Origin of the sequence: Owariibacterium komagatae (genome assembly GCF_045865535.1) — a bacterium.
GTDB lineage: Bacteria > Bacillota > Clostridia > Oscillospirales > Ruminococcaceae > Ruthenibacterium > Ruthenibacterium komagatae.
In genome coordinates this window covers 516,195-532,164 of record NZ_AP031406.1, presented here as the reverse complement: position 1 = coordinate 532,164, position 15,970 = coordinate 516,195, and the positions used below count along the sequence as shown (strand labels likewise).

15 protein-coding genes and 3 tRNA genes are annotated in these 15,970 nt (G+C 51.4%); 5 read left to right on the top strand and 13 right to left on the bottom strand.

All coding sequences use genetic code 11. The features are described 5' to 3' along the window. Positions 1-220 precede the first annotated feature (220 nt). A complete protein-coding gene (locus ACKTS9_RS02735) occupies positions 221-751 on the top strand; it encodes a DUF58 domain-containing protein (protein ID WP_407878806.1) in 531 nt (176 codons plus the stop codon). Further along, complete coding sequence (locus ACKTS9_RS02730; protein ID WP_407878804.1) at positions 748-2,859, top strand: transglutaminase domain-containing protein; 2,112 nt, start codon at positions 748-750, stop codon at positions 2,857-2,859. Before ACKTS9_RS02735 ends, ACKTS9_RS02730 begins: the two co-directional genes overlap by 4 nt. Positions 2,860-2,971: 112 nt before the next feature. Here the strand turns inward: ACKTS9_RS02730 and ACKTS9_RS02725 are convergent, their stop codons facing one another. From ACKTS9_RS02725 to ACKTS9_RS02715, 3 genes are all read right to left on the bottom strand, one after another. Beyond that, positions 2,972-3,241 carry a GNAT family N-acetyltransferase gene (locus tag ACKTS9_RS02725; protein WP_349214363.1) on the bottom strand — a complete coding sequence of 90 codons (270 nt, stop codon included), beginning with the start codon at positions 3,239-3,241 and terminating at the stop codon, positions 2,972-2,974. 64 nt (positions 3,242-3,305) lie between these two features. After that, positions 3,306-3,512, bottom strand: coding sequence for a hypothetical protein (locus ACKTS9_RS02720; RefSeq protein ID WP_349214365.1), 207 nt, complete (start codon positions 3,510-3,512; stop codon positions 3,306-3,308). A 42-nt stretch (positions 3,513-3,554) separates the two neighbouring features. After that, positions 3,555-4,442, bottom strand: a complete 888-nt coding sequence (locus tag ACKTS9_RS02715; RefSeq protein ID WP_407878801.1) for a DUF4349 domain-containing protein — start codon at positions 4,440-4,442, stop codon at positions 3,555-3,557. Positions 4,443-4,605: 163 nt separating this feature from the next. Here ACKTS9_RS02715 and ACKTS9_RS02710 point away from each other — a divergent pair, with 163 nt between their 5' ends. Both ACKTS9_RS02710 and ACKTS9_RS02705 read left to right on the top strand, forming a co-directional pair. Continuing rightward, on the top strand, positions 4,606-5,331 hold the full coding sequence (locus tag ACKTS9_RS02710; protein WP_407878799.1) for an ABC transporter ATP-binding protein: 726 nt from the start codon (positions 4,606-4,608) through the stop codon (positions 5,329-5,331). Next, complete coding sequence (locus ACKTS9_RS02705; protein WP_349214370.1) at positions 5,324-6,907, top strand: hypothetical protein; 1,584 nt, start codon at positions 5,324-5,326, stop codon at positions 6,905-6,907. Before ACKTS9_RS02710 ends, ACKTS9_RS02705 begins: the two co-directional genes overlap by 8 nt. A gap of 37 nt (positions 6,908-6,944) precedes the next feature. Here ACKTS9_RS02705 and ACKTS9_RS02700 read toward each other — a convergent pair whose 3' ends face one another. The 6 genes from ACKTS9_RS02700 to ACKTS9_RS02675 all read right to left on the bottom strand — a co-directional run bounded on the left by ACKTS9_RS02700 (position 6,945) and on the right by ACKTS9_RS02675 (position 13,720). Continuing rightward, entirely contained in the window at positions 6,945-8,093 is a 1,149-nt protein-coding gene (locus tag ACKTS9_RS02700; RefSeq protein ID WP_349214372.1) for a ribose-phosphate pyrophosphokinase, read from the bottom strand. A gap of 249 nt (positions 8,094-8,342) precedes the next feature. Next, positions 8,343-9,236, bottom strand: coding sequence for an ATP-binding cassette domain-containing protein (locus ACKTS9_RS02695; protein WP_349214373.1), 894 nt, complete (start codon positions 9,234-9,236; stop codon positions 8,343-8,345). Then, positions 9,221-10,249, bottom strand: coding sequence for an ABC transporter ATP-binding protein (locus ACKTS9_RS02690; RefSeq protein ID WP_349214374.1), 1,029 nt, complete (start codon positions 10,247-10,249; stop codon positions 9,221-9,223). The genes ACKTS9_RS02695 and ACKTS9_RS02690 overlap by 16 nt, the downstream gene beginning before the upstream one ends. Before the next feature lie 37 nt (positions 10,250-10,286). Beyond that, a complete protein-coding gene (locus tag ACKTS9_RS02685; protein WP_349214376.1) occupies positions 10,287-11,870 on the bottom strand; it encodes an ABC transporter substrate-binding protein in 1,584 nt (527 codons plus the stop codon). Between the two features lie 30 nt (positions 11,871-11,900). Next, a complete protein-coding gene (locus ACKTS9_RS02680; RefSeq protein WP_349214378.1) occupies positions 11,901-12,797 on the bottom strand; it encodes an ABC transporter permease in 897 nt (298 codons plus the stop codon). Further along, a complete protein-coding gene (locus ACKTS9_RS02675; protein WP_349214380.1) occupies positions 12,791-13,720 on the bottom strand; it encodes an ABC transporter permease in 930 nt (309 codons plus the stop codon). Before ACKTS9_RS02675 ends, ACKTS9_RS02680 begins: the two co-directional genes overlap by 7 nt. Before the next feature lie 418 nt (positions 13,721-14,138). Between ACKTS9_RS02675 and ACKTS9_RS02670 the strand changes: the two genes are divergently transcribed. Further along, the gene (locus tag ACKTS9_RS02670; protein WP_349214382.1) at positions 14,139-14,426 is read left to right on the top strand and encodes a metal-sensing transcriptional repressor; all 288 of its coding nucleotides are present in this window, start codon (positions 14,139-14,141) and stop codon (positions 14,424-14,426) included. Positions 14,427-14,519: 93 nt separating this feature from the next. Here the strand turns inward: ACKTS9_RS02670 and ACKTS9_RS02665 are convergent. The 4 genes from ACKTS9_RS02665 to mnmA all read right to left on the bottom strand — a co-directional run bounded on the left by ACKTS9_RS02665 (position 14,520) and on the right by mnmA (position 15,969). Then, positions 14,520-14,595, bottom strand: a tRNA-Thr gene (locus ACKTS9_RS02665). A 3-nt stretch (positions 14,596-14,598) separates the two neighbouring features. Next, positions 14,599-14,675, bottom strand: a tRNA-Asp gene (locus tag ACKTS9_RS02660). Positions 14,676-14,678: 3 nt separating this feature from the next. Next, positions 14,679-14,754: transfer RNA gene (locus tag ACKTS9_RS02655), tRNA-Trp, on the bottom strand. 132 nt (positions 14,755-14,886) lie between these two features. Next, positions 14,887-15,969: a tRNA 2-thiouridine(34) synthase MnmA gene (gene mnmA, locus ACKTS9_RS02650; RefSeq protein WP_349214159.1), complete on the bottom strand. Its 1,083-nt coding sequence runs from the start codon at positions 15,967-15,969 to the stop codon at positions 14,887-14,889. Between the last annotated feature and the right edge of the window lies 1 nt (position 15,970).

Genomic DNA, 15,970 nt, shown 5'->3' with positions numbered 1-15,970 from the left:
TGGCGTTCTCCCCGTTGTAAAATGGAAAATTGCGGTTGTGAATTGCAGTAATCCGGGCGGAGTGAAAAAAGAAGCACGTGTTGTGAGGGCCAGCGGAAAAGATCCGGTTCTGTGGGCGGTGGATACCACTCATTGCGGGATTCTTCAATGCACGGTCGAGTCGGTGTGGGGCTGTGACCTCCTGGGGTTGTTTCGGTTTCGTATGAAGAGGCCGCTCCCGGTGACATTGGCGGTCCTTCCGCAGCCGGAATGCCCCAAGCCAGTGCCGCAAATGCCGGATCTGGCGCTCAGCCGCTCCATGGTCCCCAAGCGAGACGGTGGCTCCGCTGAGGATTATGAGCTGAGAGAGTACCGGCCGGGCGATCCGATGCGAATGGTCCATTGGAAAAGATCTGCCCAAACAGGGGACTTGATTGTGCGGGAACCGCTGGAACCCAGAAGCATTTATGCGAGCCTCAGCTTTTCCATCTCGCCGGATGCGGAAGAGATGGACAGCGTATTGGGCCAGTTGTATTGGCTTTCACGGCGGCTGCTGCGTTTGGGCGTGCGGCATCTGATTGTGTGGTCTTGTGCGGGAGATGGAAAGAAATATGCCGCGCAGCTGGAGTTGGGCGAGGATCTGGAGCAGCTTTTGCTGCTTTTGCTTCATGCTCCGGCGGATGAGACGTGCGCCAAACGGGCGCAAACTTTTACCGGGCAGGTGGATTGGCACTACGAGATCCGCCCGCGGCGAAAGGAGCGTACAGAATGAAACAGGGGGAACGCTTCTTTCTTTCCCTCACCAATGCGCTTTTGCTGAACTTGGGCGCTGTAGGCGCGGTTCTGTCCGCCAGCAGCGGATTTGGAATGGAATCTGGCTGGTTGCCGGTGGCGATGGGAAGCGGTACGGCGTGTCTGGCCACTGCGCTTTTGAGTTTCGGCCGCAAAAGAGGAAGATGGATGCTCCTGTTGTGGGGCGTCTGGGCGACGATACTGCTTGTAGGACATACCTCTTTTAGAGAAGGTTTTTGCGGATTTGTTTATGAGGTGACATCGGACTACCATGTTTGGTTTGCCAATGTTCCTGTCCTGTTTATGAGGGCATCCCGCGAAGCTCTTCAATTCTTTTTGGGAATGATGGCGTCCGTGACTGCGTTGCTTTTGGCTGTGACGGTGCTGGTGTGGCGTTCTTTTGCCGCGAGCCTGCTGGTCACGCTGCCCGGCTTCTGCCTGCCGCTGGTGGTGACGCAGGTCGCGGCGGATCTTCCGTTGCTGTCGGTGATGCTGTTTTGGGTTCTGATGCTCTTTTCGCAGTTTTTCAGACGTGTCGATCCAGTGCGTGCGGCAAAAACAGTCTGGATGCTCATGCCGGTTGTGCTAGTTCTTTTAGGCGGCCTGCTGTGGGTGATTCCGCATGAAAAAAAGGAGCCGCCTTCCTGGGCGCTGGAAATTCAAAAGACCGTCAGCACATGGGCAACGCGCGCTGCAGAGGGCAAGTCGCCTCTGCAGCTGGGAGTCACCTCGAAAGTTCCGGTGTTCGAATGGACCAATTTGGAGCAGGCGGGACCACGGGTCTATACGGGACAAACCATGCTGAAAGTGACCTGTACAGCAGACGGGACATATTATTTGCGGGGAGAGGCGAGGGGAGACTATACCGGGACACGCTGGGACAAACCGCTGTCCGATGCGCAGCTGGGGGAAGTGTTGCTGTGGCCCGGGATGATGCTGGCGGAATCCGGTTCGGGGACAACAGCTCAAATGACCATTACCTCGGAAAAGGATAAAACCAACCTGCTGTATACTCCTTACTGGACCTTTGATGCGGATGGGGCGCGCAGCACATCCGATGGCGGTTTTGCACGCGCGGGGCGGACTTCCTGGAGTGTGCAGTTCCTGCCGCAGCAGTCGGTTGATTTTCTGCTGCTCCATGCGGATACGGCGATGTATGATGCCTATGTGGAAGAGAATTATTTGGCGTTGCCGGAGGATACTGCCCAAACGGTCGGCAGACTGGCCTGGGAGGCGGGCCTTTCTTCCGAGATGGAAACTTCCTGGCTGGCACAAGAAGCAGTCCGCTTTGTTCAAGAGGACAAACGATACGATTCGCAAACGCCTTATCAGCCGGAGAATGAGGATTTTGTTGTATACTTTTTGACGCACTCTCAGCGGGGATACTGCGTACATTTTGCCTCGGCGGTCACGGTTACGCTGCGTGCAATGGGAGTGCCGGCCCGCTACGTCAATGGATATCTCGTTACGGTAAAAAACGGACAGGCGGATGTGAAGGATGAGAATGCGCATGCCTGGGTGGAGTACTATGAGGCGGGAGTCGGCTGGATTCCCATTGAGGCGACGCCCGGATATTCGCAGAATGTTTTGCAGACAAATCAATCTCAAATAGTGTCTGAATCTGAGCCGGAGCCACCGGCGGCTTCCGCACCGGAAAATCCGCCCTCGCAGGGAGTGTCAGAGATCGGCTCTCCTGCTGAGAGTTCTCCGGCTCAGCCACAAACCGAAACGGAGTCTGCGGAAATCCCGAGAGAATTGCTGACCGTTCTGCTGGTTGTGTTCGGAACAATGGTCTTGGGATGGCTTCGACGCGAATGGATTCTTCGACAGCGCAATAAGAGACAAAATCAAAAAAATAGCCGCCGCGCATCGGTTGCCGTTTGGAAACAACTGAGGCGAATTACTGCAAAACCGCCCCAACGGGCAAAAGAATTGGCGGAAAAAGCAGTGTTCAGCCGACAGGGGCTCAGTTTGCAGGAATTGGAGGAGATGAAAACCATCTTGCAGCAGTGCGTCCGTCGTCGCCGTGCAGGTTCTGGTGCACTGAGGCGGTTTGTGGACCAGTGGATTTTGGTGCTCTATTCATAATGAGCAATGAGAAAACCCGCACCCATGGGGGTGCGGGTTTTTCTTTTCATACGGGATGATCGGCATCGAAGAGGTGTGTTGACACCTCAAATCTGAGTTGAAGCAAGGCAGATTACTTTAATACATCACGATATTCTTCGTGTTGTTCAAACCATTTTTTGGCATAGCTGCAAGTGGCAACGGCTTTGCGGCCGGTCCGCCGCAGTTCTTCCGCCGTGCGCTGCATCAGTTGCCCTGCAACGCCCTGTCCGCGCAGCGTTTCGTCCACGAACGTGTGGTCAATGTTTACAATATTTTCTTTCCACGCAGGAAAGGTGATCTCTGCCAAAATCTCATCGTTTTGCCGATAAACGATCCGGTTTTCCTGTACCTCAAATGCCATTGGAATCACCTCTGTTTCATTTGAACAAAGTATACCATATTTGTGTGAAAACTACAAGGGAAATTTATCCAAGGGGAAATTCTTCTTTCTGCTTCAGCTTGCGGTTTACTGTCTCCCGGGTTTCCCAGACGCCTGCGTCACAAGGCGTTTGCTCCTGTTCGGTATAAAACAATGCAGGCCGAACGGAATGACTGCGAACAGCTTCCATCGCTCGCTTTGCATCTAAGGGGATTCTGGAACTGTCCGGAGCCTTCTGAAAATTCTTTTTCATAGCCATCGCCTCCGGGATTTAGTATGCCCTGAAATCGGGAATTTATGTATTACCCTGTGTATTACTGTCCGGCACGGAAGAAGGCTGTTTTTTTCGCTTTTTGCGGCGGAGAAGGACAATGGTCAGCACCAGGCAGAAAATGCCCAGAAGTACAAAGGGAAAGCCCGTGACCAATGCGAGAATCAACGTTTGCAAAACCTCGCCAAACAGGCGCCAGCTTCCGGAAAAAGCTGCACCAAGTTTCTGCATGAAGGTATCCTGTTTTTCTGTAACGCGCTCTACTTCATCTACATAGACACGGATACTGGAGTAGGAAACTTGCTGGTCATAAGAGCGTTGCTGTGCGGTATAGCTTTCAATTTGATATTGAATTTCCGTCAGTTGATTTTGAATGGCCAGAACAGTCTCGATGTCCTGTGCTTGCTCCAGCAATTCATAAAGCCGCTCCTGTTGCGCCTGAAGACTTTCCAGACGCGCTTCCACGTCCACATATTGACTTGTGATATCTTCCACTGATTCCTGGAGATTGGTAACGTTGCCGGAAGATTCTGCACCGGTCAGAAAGTCGTTGTAGCGCTCGCTGGGGATCCGAAGCTCATAAAAGGCGCTTCGCCTTGCGTCATCGTAAGAAGGGGTGGTTACGTCAGCGCTGGCCACGTATCCTTTCAAGTCTTCTGTCAGCTGCAAAAGTGATGCACAAACGGCATCAAAGTCCAGTGCTTCGATGGACATGGAAGCGCTTCGCACCAGTTTCCGATCATCGAGAAGCGGGGAAGATCCAGTGGAAGAGCTTTCGGCGGCCAGTGCGGCCGCCTCGTCCATAACGGCGTCCGCACTGGTGTTTTCTGCGGACATTTCTGCATCAGCGGCACAGGCGCATAAGCCGCAGGCAAACAGCATCAGACAAAAAATTGCAATCCATCTTTTCATATCCTTCACAGCCTCCTTTGAAAATTGATTTCATCTGCAATACGCGGGAAGGAGGCTGTTTATTGCAAAACCTTTGCGCAGCTCTTGACAAAGCGATGCGGACTGTTATAATAGGAACAAATCAATTAGATGAATATCTAATTGATGCTGGGAGGGATTTTGAATGCTTGAAATTTCGCATTTATCCAAAACATATCCGGGTGGTAAAAAGGCGGTGGAGGATTTGTCTTTTTCCGTGCAGTCCGGCGAGATCGTTGGCTTCATCGGGCACAATGGAGCCGGAAAAACTACCACGCTTCGCTGTGTAGCGGGCATTTTGGATTATACGCAGGGCACGATTACCATCGGCGGGCACGACATCCACACCGAACCGGTTTTGGCAAAACAGATTACGGCGTTCCTGCCGGATAATCCGGATCTGTACGAGTTTTTGACGGGAATCGCGTACTTGAAATTTATCGCAGATCTTTATTCCATTCCAAAGCAAGAGCGCACAAAGCGCATTGGAAAGTATGCGGATGCTTTTGAAATGACGGATGCACTGGGAGATCCCATCGGCAGTTACAGCCATGGTATGAAGCAGAAACTGGCCTTGATTTCCGCATTGATGCGCCAGCCGAAGCTGCTGATTCTGGATGAACCGTTTGTGGGGCTGGACCCTCAGGCTGCATTTGTCATGAAGGGCTTTTTGAAAGAACTGTGCGGACAGGGCGGCGCCGTTTTGTTTTCCACCCATGTACTGGAAGTGGCGCAGAAGCTGTGCGACCGCATTGTGATCATTCAAAAGGGCCATCTTGTAGAGCAGGGCAAGACGGATCAGATTGTGGGAAATTCCGACCTTGAATCAGTCTTTCTTGAATTGGCCCAGGAAGGTGAGCGGAATGCGTAAACTGTGGATCTTGCTGAAAATAGACTTTCGCGCCTTGCTTGCTGCACTTTCGTTTGGGTCGTCGCGCAAAAAGAAGCTGAGCGGAGCAGCAGCTTTAACGCTTCTGGGGGCGTTGATGCTTTTGCTGTCCGGCACATATTGTGTCAGCGGTGGAATGGCCTTGAACACCATTGGTGCGATTGATTATCTGTTTCCCCTGGCGGCAGCTTTGGCGTGTTTTGCCAGTTTCCTTTTTACAGTGTTTTGCGCCAGCGGCGTAGTGTTTGGCGGTAAAGACATGGACTTGATGCTCAGCTTACCGGTGTCTGCCTTTGTGGTTATGCTGGCCAAGATGCTGGCGCTCTATTTGGAAAATCTGGCTTTTTGTGTGCTGTTCCTTGTGCCGGCCGCCGGCGTTCAGGCCTATTGGCAGATGGACTGGAGTTTCGGATATTGGGGCGCTGTTTTAATTGCTATTCTGGTGCTGGCGTTTCTTCCGACACTGTGCAGCCTGTTGATAGGCTATGCGGTTGCATTTGTATCCGGTCGGATGCGGCACAAGGCGCTGGTGGCGAATATTGCCTACTTCCTGTTTATCGCCGCAATTTTTGCGGGTACGTTTTGGCTTCAAACCGGCATGCAGAAAGTGGCGGTGGACAGGCAGGGATTGACCGCCTTCCTTAATCAATGGCTCAGTCCTTTTATGCTGCTTTGGCGAGCTTTGGCAGGGGATGGCTGGGCGCTGCTCCTGTTTTCTGCACTGTGTCTGTTGCCTTTTTTGGGTGTGGTGTTTCTTTTCAGTGCGCGATATCGCCAAATTGTATCGGGACTATCTTCCCACAGAAGTCGCGGAAATTACCGGCTGGTGCAGGTGGAGGCTTCGGGACTGTTTCAGGCATTGCTCCAAAAAGAACTTCGGCGCTATTTTGGGTGTCCGGTTTATGTAGCGAATACGATGTTCGGCACAGCGGCGCTGCTTGTGGGCGGGATTGCCGCACTGCTGTTCAGCGCGGACGTACGGATCGTTCTGGCGCAGCTGCAGCTGGAAGAGGCGGCTCCAGTTCTTTTGCTGATTTCTGCTGTGTTTATGCTTTCCATTACATGCACCACCAATGTCTGCATCAGTTTGGAAGGAAAAAATCTCTGGATTTTGAAAGAGGCACCGGTCGAGGCAAAAACGATCTTTTTATCAAAAATTGCACTTCAGCTGCTCGTTGTGTGGCCGGGCCTTTTGGTTGCAGGCATTTGCGCAGCGATGGCGTTTCGTTTGAGCGTGGTGCATACGGTGCTGTTGCTGTTGACATGCTTTTTGTATAGCCTGGGCAATGCGCTTTGGGGCTTGCTGATCAATTTGCTGTTGCCAAAAATGGACTGTGAAAATGATACGGTGATCGTCAAACAGTCGGCGTCCGTTATGGTGACTTCATTGGGCGGAATGCTGATTGCGGTGGTAATCGGTGCAATCTGCTGGTTCACACGCTCCTGGGTTTCTTTCCCGGTTCAAAGCGGTATTTTGATTTTGCTCAGTGCGGCTGCAGCTGCTGTGTGCTGGGCGTGGATTCTTCGGCGCGGCGCGCAGAGATTGCTGGCAATATGAAAAAAGGACTCCCGTTTTGAACGGGAGTCCTTTTTGATTAGCGTTTCGAACGTTCCAGCAGTGCTTTGATCTTTTCGTGCGGATCAATGATGGCGCTGACGGACATGTCATGGTTCAAAGCGGCAATGAAGTAGGCGATGTATTTTGACACATCTACTTCGTGGAACCAGGGCCGCTGCAAGAGTTCCGGCGTGCGATAGGTGAGGTTCGTACCGAACACGCCGTTGATCATGCCGGATTCATAGGCCTTGTCAAATTCGGCCAGGCCATTGGTGAAAATGGCGTAGGTGGCATTTGCAAAAATGCGATTGGCACCCTGTTTCTTCAGGGCGACGGCAATGTCCAGCATGCTTTCGCCGGAGGAGATGATATCGTCTGCCACGAAAACGTCTTTGTTTTCAACGCTTTCGCCCAGATATTCATGAGCGACAATGGGGTTGCGGCCGTTGACCACGCGAGAGTAGTCGCGGCGCTTATAGAACATGCCCAGATTGACCCCCAGAACGCTGGCATAATACATGTTGCGGTTCAGGGCTCCCTCGTCGGGGCTGATTACCATAAAGTGATTGCGGTCCAGGTTCAAGTCAGGCACCGCTTTCAAAAGGGTTTTCATCACCTGATAGGTGGGCATAACGTTGTCAAAGCCCATCAGGGGAACAGCGTTTTGCATACGGGGATCATGTGCATCAAACGTGATGATGTTTTCCACGCCCATGGCCTGCAGTTCTTGCAGAGCTACCGCGCAGTCCAGGCTTTCGCGGTAGTTGCGGCGATGCTGGCGGCTGCCGTACAGTATGGGCATAATGACGTTCAGACGATGTGCCTTGCCGCCAACGGCCTGAATCAGACGCTTCAGGTTCTGGAAATGATCGTCAGGGGACATGAAATTTTGGTTTCCGAACAAATTGTACTTGCAGCTGTAATTTCCTACGTCAATGACAAGGTAAATGTCATCACCGCGGACGGAAGATTTGATCATGCCTTTACCATCGCCGGAGGAGAAACGCGGACATTCGCTTTCGATGATGAATGTTTCCTGTTCAAATCCGGCTTCTTTTGCCCAGCGAAGCAGGTGGTAATTGATTTTTTCGGTCAACTCTTCTGCTCCGGGAGCGGCGATCAATGCCAGTTCCGATACCCGTTCGTCGATGTTGAAAAAGTCTTTTGCGCCTTTTTTCTGAACCATGTAAGACACTTCTCCTTAAAATTTGTTATTTCAATAAGGGACAAACGTCACTGCGCTTATGGTCTTATTATAGCATATTCCGGCTGATTCTTCTCTTCATTTTACAGTTTTTTTAAATTTTGTCGTTTTGTTTGAAAAACGGAAGAAAAAAGGTGACTTTTATAGAGGTTGTGAAAGAGATGTGACGCTGCCGGAGAAAAAATATAGGCCTGCTTCAAGCAGGCCTATGAAAAAATGTTGCAGGCGAGATCAGTGCAAAGGCTCCAGAACAAAATGTCCGGGCTGCTTTTCGTGAAGAGTGTCCCCTAGGGGAAGTGTTCGGTCATAGGGGATGGATCGTTTATTTCGCTCGAAAACAGGATCCGGCACATGAATGGAGGAGAGGAGAGAGCGGGTGTACGGATGAAGAGGATTCTGAAATAACTCTTCGGTGGGTGCCAGTTCAACCACTTTCCCCTGAAGCATAACGGCAACTCGGTCGCTGATAAAGCGCACAGCAGAGAGGTCGTGTGCAATAAAAAGCATGGAAAATTTTCGTTCCTGCCGCAGATGCAGAAAGAGCATCATGATCTGGGCCTGAATGGAAATATCGAGTGAGGAAATCGGTTCATCCGCAACGATCAGTTCCGGATCGAGCATCAGGCTGCGGGCGATGGCAACACGCTGCCTCTGTCCGCCGGATAGCTCTCCGGGATATTTGGAGAGATACGTTTCATTCAGACCAACTTCGGCAAGCAGATGGATTGCTTTTTGCAGAGCTGCTTTTTTTCCTGCTTTGAACTTTTGAATGTGTACCGGTTCTAAAAGAATTTTCTGAACGGTCATGCGGGGATTTAGTGCTGCGGCGGAGTCCTGGAAAATCAACTGGACCTTTTGGTGCAGCTTTTTCTTTTGGACTGCATCCGCATGGGGGCCGGAAACCGGAAGCCCTTCAAAAAGAACGGAACCTGCGGCAGGCTGTTCAATTCCGGTTACAAGACGTGCGATGGTGGATTTTCCACACCCGGACTCGCCAACGAGCCCCAGCACTTCGCCCCGATGGATGGTAAGAGAAACATCCCGGACTGCATCCACGCGGGAATGTTCATTCATGTGAAATGTCTGGCACAGATGTGTCGCTTCCAGAATCAATTCTTTTTCCATAGACCGCTCCCGGCTTTCAAAGATATTGGGGGTTTTATGTCAGGCGCGCGCTGATCCAGCAGCCAGGTGGCCGCATAGTGCGTGTCGCTGACCTGGAACATAGGCGGCATCTCTTCGTAATCGATGGCCAGCGCATAAGGGTTGCGTTCGGCAAACGCATCGCCACGGGGCGGGTCAAGAAGCGAAGGCGGTGCGCCGGGAATGGAATACAGGGTCCCGCCGGGCTGTGCCAAAGCAGGAAGAGAAGAGAGCAGCGCCCAGGTGTAGGGATGCCTGGGATCGTAATAGATTTCTTCGGCTGTTCCGATTTCTACAATTTTTCCGGCGTACATTACGGCTACGCGGTCAGCGATTCGGGCCACCGCTCCCAGGTCGTGTGAAATAAATACGATGGAGACGCCGGTTTCATCACGTATTTTTACAAGAAGATCCAAAATTTGGGTTTCGACAGTGACATCCAAAGCAGTAGTTGGTTCATCGGCCAGCAGAAGGCTGGGCGACATAGCCAAAGCGACCGCAAGTACGCAGCGCTGACGCATGCCACCGGATAAGAAATGAGGTTGCATGTCAAAACGTGCTGCAGGGTCGTCCAGCCCGACCAGGGCAAGCGTTTGGATGGCGAGCGCCTTGGCTTCTTCCCGGCGCATCTTTTTGTGCTTTAAAATAGCCTCTGTGATCTGGCGGCCAACGGGAATGGTAGGATTCAGGGTCATCATGGGGTCCTGAAATACCATCGAAACAACATTTTCGCGAAGCGCGCGCATTTGTTTTTCGCGATAATCGGTGATATCTTCGCCTGCGAGGAATATTTTTCCGGATTTGATTTTGGCACTGCGGGGCAAAAGTTTCATCACGCTTTGACACAGCGCGGTTTTTCCACACCCGGATTCACCTACGATGCAGAGAATCTCACCCTGCTCTACGGCCAGATCAATTCCACGCACAGCCTGCACTTCTCCCTGTGGAGTGTCAAAACTGACGGAATAATGTTCCAGCTTCAGCACATGTTTCATCGAAGTTCACCTCGTTTCAGCGCCCAAAGGCGTTTGTTTATCGGTTGATGGTCCACTCCTCAATGTTCCACATCACACCAACAGAGTGATGCCCCAGTACACGGGTTGTGTCAAGGCCATCAACGCCTGAAATTCCTACATAATTTCCATCCAGATAAGCTACCAGGAGAATACCGGGCGCCTGTGCATACACTTCTTCAAACTGACCGTAAATTTCTTTGCGCTGATCGGGCGATTGCGTGTGACGGCCCTCGTTCAGTAAACGGTCCACTTCCGCATTGGAGTAATGCATGGTGTTGCCGCTGGCATTGCTTACAAATTGCGAGTAGATCATATCAGGATCAAACTGTGTGGCATATCCCGCGAGGAACCCGTCATATCCGGCGTTCCAGTCAAATGAGGTGACCAGTACCACTTCCATGTCCACGCCGGCTTTTCTCAGCATGCTGGAGACCAGATTGGCGATGTCCACGCGTTCTTCCTCGTATTCACGGGTCTGTACAGTGAAATGAAAAGTCTGTCCGTTTCGTTCATAGAGGCCATCTGAGCCCATGACCCAGCCCAACGCTTCCATTTCCTGCGCAAAGCGCTGGAGATCGTAGGGATAAAGGTCTGCGTCAGGATTGCTCCCAAGAGGATTCAACTGGATGGGACTGTAAGCGATTTCGCCTTGTCCATTCAAAACACTGTCGATGATCGCCTGTTTGTCCAATGCATAGTTGAGCACCCCGATGGAATCAGCGTTCTGCGCCCAGAAATCAGAGGACATATCCATGGCAACGCCGCGGTAATCTGCGGTGGAGAAATCCCAGCTTCGGTAAGCCCCATCTCCTTCAAACTGGTGGGCGTAATTGGCGTTCAGCCAGGCCAGATCTGCCTCGCCTGACCGGAGCATGGTGGCTTTGGCTGTTTCGTCTGAAACGGTGCGGTAAATAATGCGTTCGATGTTGGGTACTTTCCCGTAGTAATCTGTGTTGCGTTCCAGTTTGATCATTCCGCCGGCGGAGTCCCATTCAACAAAACGGTAGCGTCCGGTTCCGATGGGCGCCTGATTAAAGGCGCAGGTGTTCAGGTCTTCTCCCCGCAGCAAATGCTCCGGCAGGATTCCCATGGTGAAATAGTCGAGAATAGCGGCGCTGTATTGGTCAAGAGTGAACACCACGGTATAGGCATCGGGGGAATCAATGGTACGAATGTCTTCATAGTTGCTGGTGATGCTGCTGGAAAGTGTTTTGTCGCTGGTCAGCGCTTCATAGGTGAACACCACGTCCTCGGCGTCAAAGGGCTCGCCGTCATGCCAGAGAACATCCTGACGAAGATGAAATGTATAGGTGAGTGTTGACTCGTCAAAATCATAGCTTTCAGCCAGATCCGGGACGGGCTGTCCGTTGGCATCGTATTTCATCAGCCCGGAAAAAATCAGATCGGGAAGTTCCTCATGGTTGTTCAGAAGGGGATTGATGGTACTTTCTGATTCACCGGCATATACAAGCGTATTGCTGAGATCTTCGCTTTTAGAAGTTTCGGCATTGGCGGCAGAAGTTTCGGACGTCGGTGCGCTGCATGCACAAAGACTGACACAAAGAGCAGCGGATAAAAACCATGCGAAAAATTTCTTCATATTCATTTTCCTTTCGTTGTGAGCCCGCAGTTACAGATTGTTGGGCTTGCGATTGGCAGATTTCCGGAAAAAGGAACCGATATTGGTGAGGCACATCAATGTAACGACCAGGAAGAGACCGGGAAAAACGATGACCCACCAGGTGTTGGAAAGAAGTGCCCGGTTGGCGAGCGACAGCATGCTTCCCCAGGAGATGGAAGAGATCGGAAGTCCCAGTCCAAGAAAGCTTAAAGAGGATTCAAGGGTGATACAGCTTCCGATGGAGGAAACGAGGGCAAACATCACAGGGGAAAGAAAATTGGGAATCAGGTGCTGGATGGCCACATGCAGAAAACTTCCGTTACAGCATCGGGCGTACAGTACATATTCACTGTTTCGAATTTGGCGAACTTCACTGCGGACGATTCGCGCAAGGCCAAACCATCCGGTGGCGCCGATGACAATGGAAAGGGACAAAATGTCGTTGGCTTGAAAGGCTGCGGACAATATGAGCACAAACAGTAAAGAGGGAATACTGCCGCAGATTTCCGTGATGCGCATCATAATGAAATCAACACGTTCGCTTGCGGTGCCGCTGATACAGCCCCAAAGAATGCCGATGACTGCGATGATGGCAGTCCCCAGCAAACCGATCGTCAGGGAAATTCTTCCGCCGTACCAGATCATGGAATAAATGTCCCGTCCAAGAGAGTCAGTTCCGAAGAAAAATTCTTTGCCGGGGGCTTCATTCAGATTTTGAAGATAAAAATCAGTGGGGTCGTGGTTGGCAAGCTGTCCGGCAAAAATGCATCCTAAAACGATGAAAAGAAAAATGGTCATGGAAAGCAAAGGCAATCCCTTGAGACGCTGGCGCAAAGACTGCTTTTTCGGCTGCGGCTGATGAATTCGGTATTCAGAGCCGACCAGACGGAAGGAATCGTTTACCATTTGATCACCCCGTTTCCTTTCATGCGCGGATCGATTTGTTCGTTGATAGCCTGCGCGGCGAAACTTCCGAGAAACACAAGCGCTCCGGTGATGAGAACGGAAAGCATGAGCAAATTGTAATCGTGGTACTTGGCGCTTTCGACCGCCAGATTGCCGATTCCGGGATAGGAGAACACCGCTTCCACAATGACGGTTCCGCCGGTAATATGGGGAATGGAGATGGCCATGATGCTGACGATGGTGGGGGCTACATTGCGAAGACAGTGCCGCCAAACAATCTGGCGGCGTGTCAACCCTTTGGATTTGGCCAGCAGTACGTAGTCCTTGCGAAGTTCGTCCAGAAGTTTGTTGCGAATCATATAAGCGTAGTACCACAAATGGCTTGAAAGCATTACGATCAGAGGCAGGACCAGATGCTGAATGCGGTTAAAAAGATCATTGGCCTTGCCGACATCGTACGCGCCGCTGCTGGGGAGCCAGCCCAGCTGAATGCTGAAAATCAGGATCAAAACAATTCCAAGCCAAAAACTGGGGATATAGTATGCAACTGTGCAGATTTTGCAGATCAGGCGATCCAAAAGATCCTCTTCGTGCAGGGCGCAGAACACGGCCAAAAGTGTCGCGAAGACAAAAACCAGTATATAAGCAATCAAACCCAGCAAAAGCGTATTTCCAAGCAGTGGAGCAATCACTTGCAAAGCCGGCATTTTGTACTTCAGCGAAATTCCAAAATCTCCATGGAGAGCATGAAGAAACCACTGGACGTATTGAACCACCAGTCCCTGGTCCAGTCCAAGTCGCGCACGTGCGGCGGCTTGTTCCGAGGCCGTCATTTGTTCCAGCGCATCGCCGTAAAAGGACTGAAGAGGATCGCCCGGAGCCAATCGTGCCAGCGCAAAGACAACAAAGGATAAAATGAACATTGCCGCCAGAAAAAGCAGAAGCTTCTTCCCGATTGCTTTTCCCAAATGCTGCACGTCAATCGCTCCTTCATTGTGCTGGACAAAAGAAAAAATCCGCTGCGAGCACTGTGGGACGTGCGTACAGCGGACTTCAGTCCGTGTGTTCATTGCTTCAGCCGTTTTGCATAAAAGAATGGAAGACAGCAGATTTCAATCTGCATTTTGCCGCTCCATGCGGACAAGCCAGTTCTTTCCCAATAAGAATACATCGTATCGTTTAATTTGGGAAGCCCCATGGGGGGATATGGCGTGCTTTTCTGACAGCAGAAAGTGAGGGAAAGGGGCGGTTCTTGACAGACCTTATGCATTTTCGTACAATAGGCACACAATCGGAGGTGGTTTCGTGGGAAATCAAACGCGGCAAAGCCCGCAGCCGGAAATGCTGGCAGAACATGGGCATCATCATTCTCACACACAGACAAAGGCGGTGGTGAACCGGCTTTCCCGTGCGATTGGACATCTGGAGTCAGTCAAACGCATGGTGGAAAATGAACAGGACTGCGCAGAAGTGTTGATCCAGCTGGCGGCAGTTCGGGCTGCTTTGAACAATACGGGAAAAATTCTATTGAAAGACCACATTGAGCATTGTTTGGTCGAGGCTGTTGAAAATGGGGATATGGCGTCGATCGATCGATTAAATAAAGCAATCGAACTTTTTTTGAAATGAGAAGAGCCCTCTTGAAGCAAAGGACTTCAAGAGGGTTCTGATAGTTTTATAAAAAAACAAAAACAGCCTTTCCGATTGGAAAGACTGTTTTTATGGAGCTGCTAAGCAGATTTGAACTGCTGACCTCATCCTTACCAAGGATGCGCTCTACCGACTGAGCTATAGCAGCAAATGGCGACCCGGATGAGGCTCGAACTCACGACCTCTAGCGTGACAGGCTAGCGTTCTAACCAACTGAACTACCGGGCCATATGGCAGGGGCAGAAGGATTCGAACCCTCGGCACGCGGTTTTGGAGACCGCTGCTCTACCAGCTGAGCTATACCCCTAAATCAAGCGGCCTTACCAACAGGGCGCTTTAATATAATACATGGGAACAGGAAGTTTGTCAACCCTTTTTTCGATGTTTTATGATTTTTTTTAAAAGCCGGGCAAAAACGCTCGTTTGCCCGGCTTTTCTGTTATTCCAGAATATCGCTGATTACACCGCCGCCGACCACGCGATCATCGACGTATAAAACAGCCGACTGACCGGGGGCAGGGGCACGCAGCGGCTGTGCAAAAGAAAGCGTTACGCAATCTCCATCGACAGCCTGCACACAACAGGGGGCGGGAAGCGCCCGGCTGCGGATCTTTACCAAATATTCTTCACCGGGCACAAGCGCTTTTCCGTCGGAACGCGCAGCCTGGCGAAGCCGAATACCGGAATAGAACTCATCGCCGGCCAAAGCCAGCTGAATATCTCCGTTGGGAAGGATACGCCGCACAAAAATCGGCTGGCCGTAAGCGATGTTCAGACCCTTTCGCTGACCGACCGTATAATGCGACACGCCTTTATGGGGACCAAAGTCCTCTCCGTTGGGGCCGATAAAACGGCCCTGCTTATCGGCAAGGCCACGATTGGCGATAAAAGCGGCGTAATCGCCATCCGGAATGAAGCAAATTTCCTGGCTGTCCGGTGCATCTGCGCTGACAAGTCCCATTTCGCGAGCCATTTCACGGATATCCGGTTTTTCAAATTCGCCGACGGGCAGGCAAAGCCGTTGCAAAATCTCCTGGGAAAGGCCATACAGCATATAGCTTTGGTCCCGTTCCTGGCTGGCGGCACGGCATACGTAAAAAGAACCGTCTTCCTCGCGGACACGTGCGTAGTGACCGGTGGCAATAAAACGAATTCCCATTCGGTCCGCTGTTTCGGCAAGAATTTGAAATTTGACGTTGGGATTGCACAATACACAGGGGCTGGGGGTTTCTCCGCGGCAATACGCTTCGCAGAACGGTTCAATGACTTTGCTTTCAAAAAGTTCCGAGCAGTCTACGACGGAGAAGGGAACGTCAAACTGTTTTGCAACCGCGCGCGCGGATTCCACTGAGGAATCGCTTGCGGGGGAAAAACGAATAAACACGGTGCTGACGTCAAACCCCTGATCTTTCAGAATCTGGATGCAGACGGAGGAATCCACACCGCCCGACAGACCTACCAGAATTTTATCCTGTTCTTCAAATGTGCGGAAGCTGGTACCGAGACTTACTTCACCGGCCATG